Raw genomic sequence first — 5,672 nt, 5'->3', positions numbered from 1 at the left:
GTCGTGGGGCTGAACGTGAACGGCCGGCTGAGCGGGCAGGTGAGCGAACTGACCGCCAAACTGACAGCCACGCCCGAGATCGAATACGTGGCCGTGCTGACCGATGACAAGGCTTCGGCCTCGCTGCTGGTGACGTTTGATCCGAAGAACAAGACACTGTCGCTCAAGCGCGTGGGCAGCTTCAGGGAGCAGCCCGACAAGTCCCTGGAGCTTTGGGCTTTGCCGCCCGGCGCGGCGCCCAAATCGCTGGGTGTGATGAGCGCAGACCCCGTGGTTCGCTTGACTGCCGCGGGTACCTACATGCGCCAGGTGCCGACGCTGGCGATCACGCTGGAGCCCAAGGGTGGCGTGCCGCCGGGCAGCGGGCCGACCGGGCCGGTGCTGTTCAAGGGTGCCCTGATTGAAACGCCCAAATAGCAACAGTCGAATATTCGCGGACAGCAAAAAGGGGCGTTGACAACGCCCCTTTTTTGTTCAGCCCGCCAGTTGGTCTTAGCGCCAGTGGTGGTGGCCATAGCCCCGGCTGTAACCGAAGTTCAGCGAAAGGCCGATGGGCGCGTAGTAGGGCTGGTAATAGGGACGGGGGTAGTAAGCCGGGTAAACCACCGGCTGCTCCACATAAGTCACAGCAGGCTGGACGTACACCGGTTGGGGTGCCGGCTGCACATAGGTCTGGGGCTGCTGGGGCGCAGACTGGAAGGTCTGCGGCGCCGGTGCCATGGCGCCGACCGGTGTGACCTGCAGGCGCACATACTGGCCAGGGTCGGTGGCCATCTGCGTGCTGTACTGCGTGCCCTGGTATTCGTACACCACGTTGTAGTGGCTGGGGCGGTTTTCGTAATAGGTTTGCGTCGCGCACTGCTGCACGTTTTGAACCTGGTTGTTTGAGCCTTCGATGCGGTCGCCAACGATGGCACCGCCCACCAGCCCGATCATGGTGGCGACGGCACGGCCACCGCCATTGCCGATGGCGTTACCGGCTGCGCCGCCTGCCAGCGCGCCCATCAGCGCACCTGCGCCCGAGTTCGGTTGCTGGACAACGACGGGCTGGTTGCTGCAGACCTGGCGCGGTACAGCCACTTGCTGCACCACCGGCGTGCTTGAAATCACCCGGGCCAGGATGTCCATGGCGGAGGCGGGTACAGCAGCCAACCCGGAGGCGGCAGCAAGAGCGGAGAGAACAAGCGCTTTTTTCATGATTCAACCCTTTTCAGCACGTGGCTGAAGTTGCACCGCCAAAGGGCTCACCCTGGTCGGGTGATGGCTCGGGTGGCAAACGTAATTTTAGTAAGTCAGAGTCATTTTGGGGTGCAGAGTTCGGTAAATCGACGGTAAAGCTGCCTTTTAAAGCCCTCTGAAGGCAAAACAGGCTGCAAAACGTAACCGGTCGGCCCGCCGTGCGTTCAAACCCTCGCAGCCCAGCCCGGGGCGTCAAAACCGACGGTGATGTCCTTGCCCCAGTCCACCACGGGCCGCTTGATGACGCTGGGGTTGGCCAGCATCAGTGTTTGCGCGCTGGCGCTGTCATGCACGCCGGCCTGCAGCGCCGGGTCCAGCTTTCGCCAGGTGGTGCCCTGGCGGTTGAGCAGCTTTTCCCAGCCTGCCGCCTGGGCCCATCGCGCCAGCTGGTCGGGCGGCACGCCCTGCTTCTTGAAATCGTGAAACTGGTAGTCAACACCTTGTTCGACTAGCCATGCACGGGCCTTTTTGACGGTGTCGCAATTGGGGATGCCGTAAAGAATGATCATGGCCGGATTTTCGCAGATTTAAGAGAAACAGGCCTTCCGGCCAAGCGGGACGAGCGCGAGCAGCTATCAAATTAGTAGCGTTGTTGCGAAGGCAGGCAAGGGCGTGGACGCGTGGGCAGGCCTTTGGCAAGGCTGGAATAATGAAGAACGCCGACCGGCTCAACCTTTTTTTGTATGGATGCCTTGCCTCATGACCGCTGCTTCAGCCACGCGCACTGCCCCCGCCGTTCTTTACCCGCCTCTCGAACCTTTCCGCACGGGCATTCTTGAAACGGGTGACGGCCATTCGGTGTACTGGGAGTTATGCGGCAACCCCCAAGGAAAGCCGGCGGTGTTTTTGCATGGTGGCCCGGGTGCGGGCTGCTCGCCCGAACACCGCCRCCTGTTCGACCCGGAGCGCTATTGCGTGCTGCTGTTCGACCAGCGCGGCTGCGGCCGCTCCCGACCCAGTGCCTCACTGGAAAACAACACGACCTGGCACCTGGTAGCCGACATCGAGCGCTTGCGCACCCTGCTGGGCGTGGAGCGCTGGCTGGTGTTCGGCGGCTCCTGGGGCAGCGCACTGGCGCTGGCGTATGCCCAGGCTCATCCGGCCCGCGTGTCGGCGCTCATTGTGCGGGGCATTTTTGCGCTGCGCCGCGCCGAGCTGCTCTGGTACTACCAGGAGGGGGCGTCCTGGTTGTTCCCTGATTTGTGGGAAGAGTTCGTCAAACCCATTCCCCCGGCGGAGCGCGGCGACCTGATTGCCGCCTACCGCAAACGCCTGGTGGGCGCCGACCGTGCTGCGCAACTGGCGGCTGCCCGTGCGTGGAGCCTGTGGGAAGGCCAGACGATTACCTTGTTGCCCGACCCGTCTTTTACCGCCCAGCATGGTAACGACGCTTTCGCCCTGGCATTCGCGCGCATAGAAAACCATTATTTTGTGCACGCCGGCTGGCTCGAAGAGGGTCAGCTCATTCGCGACGCGCACAAGCTGGCTGGGATTCCCGGTGTCATCGTGCAAGGCCGCTACGACGTGGCCACACCAGCCAAAACCGCGTGGGACCTGCACCGCGCCTGGCCCGAGGCCGAATTCCACATGATTGACAACGCCGGCCACGCCTTCAACGAGCCCGGCATCCTGCGCCAACTCATAGCGGCCACCGACCGTTTCGCAGGCTGACCTCCTGCTTCTTTGCCAGCAGGTGCCGCGGAACTGGCTTTGCTAGGCCGCAGGCGCCGCCCCCTGCAAGGGGGAAGGCGCTACACGCCAGTGAGCGCCAACGGGGGTATTCGAGCTACGCGACAATGGTGGGCTCTATGGAACAACTCAAAACCCTCGACGATTGGCTGGCTTACTGCGAGCACCTGCACCCCGTCGGCATCGACATGGGCCTGACGCGCATCAGCGCTGTGGCCAAGCGCATGGGCCTGGCTTTTGACTGCCCCATCATCACGGTGGCCGGCACCAACGGCAAAGGCTCGACCTGCGCGATGCTCGAAGCGATCTTGCTGCAGGCCGGCTACCGCACCGGCGTCTTCACCTCGCCGCACCTGGTGCATTTTGAAGAGCGCTGCCGGGTGCGCGGCGACATCGTGAAGGCTGACGAGCTGGTTGCGCAGTTCGCGCGCGTCGAGGCGGCGCGCACGCAGGGCGGCGACGCGATCTCGCTGACCTACTTTGAATTCACCACCCTGGCCATCCTGCAGCTGCTGGCCGACGCCAAGCTGGACGTCGTCATCCTCGAAGTCGGCCTGGGTGGCCGGCTGGACGCCGTCAACATGCTGGACGCCGACTGCGCGGTGATCACCAGCATCGACCTGGACCACATGGAATACCTGGGCCCCGACCGCGAAAGCATTGGCCGCGAAAAGGCCGGCATCATGCGCGCCGGCAAGCCGGTCATCGTGAGTGACCCGGTGCCGCCGCAAAGCATCATTGATTACGCGGCCGGAGTAGGCGCTGACTTGTGGCGCTTTGGTACGGACTTCAATTTTTCGGGCGACAAACAGCAATGGGGCTGGGCAGGGCGCGGGCGCCGGTATGCCGGCCTGGCGTACCCGGCCTTGCGCGGCGCCAACCAGCTTGTCAACGCCTCGGGCGTGCTGGCGGCGCTGACGGCCTTGCGTGACCGCCTGCCGGTCACCGCCCAGGCGGTGCGCAACGGCTTGTCGATGGTCGAGTTGCCGGGGCGTTTCCAGATCGTGCCCGGCCAGCCCACGCTGGTGCTGGACGTGGCGCACAACCCCCATTCGGTGGCTGCGCTGGCTGAAAACCTTGATGCCATGGGCTTTTACCCCTGCACACACGCGGTGTTCGGTGCCATGGCCGACAAAGACCTGGCTCCCATGCTGGCGCGCGTGGCGCCGCTCATCGACAAGTGGTATTTCACCGATTTGCCGACGCCGCGGGCCGCTTCTGCCGAGGATTTGCAGGCCAGGTGGACGGCGGCCAATACCCGCCCTGATGCAAGCGCCGGCACTTACAAATCACCCGAAGCGGCGCTGCAGGCGGCGGTCAGGGCCGCAACCCCCGCTGATAGAATTGTCGTGTTCGGCTCCTTCCATACGGTGGGCGGCATTTTGAAGGACGGTGTGCCGCGTCTTTCGGCCCCGCACCTGGCCGCCTGAGACCGGACAAGCCGGTCCGTCAAGCATTCCAAGGGCCGTCAGCCCGCGTTCACCGTTAACGTCACCCCTTATCGGATCCAAGCCACACCATGCCGTTTTTCAATTTCCGCCGGGGCGGCTCCAACGCTGCCTCCAATGCCGGGTCAGCCGCTCAAACGGAAAGCGTGGAAGTGATCCGCAAGCGTGCCAAACACCGGCTGATCGGTTCTGCCGTGCTGGTGCTGATCGGCGTGTTGGGTTTCCCGCTGTTGTTTGACACCCAGCCCAGGCCCATTCCGGTCGATATCCCGATTGAAATTCCCGGCAAAGGCACGGTCAAGCCCCTGGTGATTCCCGGGCCCGGTGCCCCGGCAGCCACTTCCGCATCTGCCCCCAAGGTGGCCGACAAGCCCGCCGAAAAAGTAACCGCTGACGCCAGCCTGGCGCCCAAGGAAGAAATTCTTTCATCAAAACCGGCTCCAGCCCTTGCTGCATCTGCGCCACCAGCTATCAAAAATGAAGCAAAGCCGGAAGCCAAACCCGAGGTGAAACCTCCGGTCAAACCGGAAGCCAAGTCAGAAACCAAGCCGGCCAAGCCCGCTGCGAACGATGACGCCACACGTGCCGCCGCACTGCTGAACGGCACCGCTGTGCCGGCCGCCAAACCGTCTGCCAGCGAGGCGGACGGCCGTTTTGTGGTTCAGGTCGGTGCGTTTGCCGACGTGGCCAAGGCCCGCGAAGCGCGCCTGAAGGTGGAAAAGGCGGGCCTCAAAACCTATACACAAGTGGCGGAAACCAAAGACGGCAAGCGCATCCGGGTCCGCGTGGGCCCATTTGCCACCAAGGCCGAGGCCGACAAGGCGGCGACCAAGATCAAGGSCCTTGATTTACCCGCTGCCATCCTGACCTTGTAATTAGTAGTTTCGTGACGGCTGTTGACTGGATTTTGCTGGGAGTGCTGGTTTTTTCCATGCTGTTGGGCGCATGGCGCGGGCTGGTGTATGAGGTGTTGTCGGTGCTGGGCTGGGTGGTGTCGTTTTTTGTGGCGCAATGGTTTGCGCCCGACCTGGCCACCCGCTTGCCGGTGCAGTCTGCTTCTGACCCGGTACGTTATGCGGCGGCGTTTGTGCTGATCTTTATCGCCGCCGTGTTCGCGGCAGGGTTGCTGGCCTTTGTGGTGAAGAAGCTGGTGGCTGCCGTCGGCCTGGCGCCTGTGGACAGAGTATTCGGAGCCGCTTTTGGTGCGTTGCGCGGAATTGTTTTGCTGCTGGCCGCGACCGTTGTGATCGATATGACGGCGCTGAAGTCCAGCAGTTGGTGACGGGAATCAAAGGG

Annotated in this window: 7 protein-coding genes; 5 read left to right on the top strand and 2 right to left on the bottom strand. The window is 63.3% G+C overall.

The window, feature by feature from the left end; translation table 11 throughout:
- The coding region (locus AC1D1X_RS14015; RefSeq protein WP_477698483.1) for an anti-sigma factor at positions 1-417 on the top strand (417 nt) is incomplete at its 5' end.
- A gap of 75 nt (positions 418-492) precedes the next feature.
- Here the strand turns inward: AC1D1X_RS14015 and AC1D1X_RS14010 are convergent.
- Entirely contained in the window at positions 493-1,197 is a 705-nt protein-coding gene (locus AC1D1X_RS14010) for a glycine zipper 2TM domain-containing protein (RefSeq protein WP_477665543.1), read from the bottom strand.
- 206 nt (positions 1,198-1,403) lie between these two features.
- Entirely contained in the window at positions 1,404-1,748 is a 345-nt protein-coding gene (locus AC1D1X_RS14005; RefSeq protein ID WP_477668075.1) for an ArsC family reductase, read from the bottom strand.
- A 190-nt stretch (positions 1,749-1,938) separates the two neighbouring features.
- On the opposite strand from AC1D1X_RS14005, the gene pip reads away from it, so the two are divergent.
- The 4 genes from pip (at position 1,939) to AC1D1X_RS13985 (ending at position 5,658) form a co-directional block, all read left to right on the top strand.
- Complete coding sequence (gene pip / locus AC1D1X_RS14000; RefSeq protein WP_477698482.1) at positions 1,939-2,910, top strand: prolyl aminopeptidase; 972 nt, start codon at positions 1,939-1,941, stop codon at positions 2,908-2,910.
- A gap of 137 nt (positions 2,911-3,047) precedes the next feature.
- Positions 3,048-4,358, top strand: a complete 1,311-nt coding sequence (folC, locus tag AC1D1X_RS13995) for a bifunctional tetrahydrofolate synthase/dihydrofolate synthase (protein ID WP_477668073.1) — start codon at positions 3,048-3,050, stop codon at positions 4,356-4,358.
- Positions 4,359-4,447: 89 nt separating this feature from the next.
- Positions 4,448-5,251 (top strand): SPOR domain-containing protein, encoded by an 804-nt coding sequence (locus AC1D1X_RS13990; protein WP_477698481.1) that lies wholly within the window; start codon positions 4,448-4,450, stop codon positions 5,249-5,251.
- A gap of 11 nt (positions 5,252-5,262) precedes the next feature.
- Positions 5,263-5,658 (top strand): CvpA family protein, encoded by a 396-nt coding sequence (locus AC1D1X_RS13985; protein ID WP_477698480.1) that lies wholly within the window; start codon positions 5,263-5,265, stop codon positions 5,656-5,658.
- Positions 5,659-5,672 lie beyond the last annotated feature (14 nt).

The organism is Polaromonas sp. P1_G4 (assembly GCF_056405475.1).
The sequence above is the reverse complement of the archived record's forward strand: the minus strand, read 5'-3'. Positions and strand labels throughout refer to the sequence as shown.